Below are 358 nucleotides of genomic sequence, written 5' to 3' on the forward strand. Positions count from 1 at the left end.
CCGCGTGGAAGGCCGCGGGTGCCAACGGCATCATCGGCCTCGCCGTCCCGGAGGCGTTCGGTGGCGGCGGCGAACCCGACTTCCGCTACCCGATGGTGGTGGCCGAGGAGCTCGCGGCGATCGGCGCGACGTCGTACTGCCTGGGGCTGCGGCTGCAGGACGACATCGTGCTGCCCTACCTGCTCGACCTGTGCACCGAGGAGCAGAAGCAGCGCTGGCTGCCGGGTGCGGTGTCGGGTGAGAGGGTGCTCGCGATCGCGATGACCGAGCCCGGTGCGGGCAGCGACCTGCAGGGCATTCGTGCCAATGCCGTCCGTGATGGCGACAGCTGGGTGCTCAACGGACAGAAGACGTTCAT

The 358-nt window shown here is 69.6% G+C and carries 1 protein-coding gene; it reads left to right on the forward strand.

What is annotated here, in order from left to right; genetic code table 11:
* On the forward strand, nt 1-358 hold a 358-nt coding region (locus ACOADB_RS28370), incomplete at both ends, for an acyl-CoA dehydrogenase family protein (protein ID WP_378607563.1).

The sequence above is a fragment of the Nocardioides sp. CPCC 206348 genome, assembly GCF_048654705.1.
Lineage (GTDB): Bacteria > Actinomycetota > Actinomycetes > Propionibacteriales > Nocardioidaceae > Nocardioides.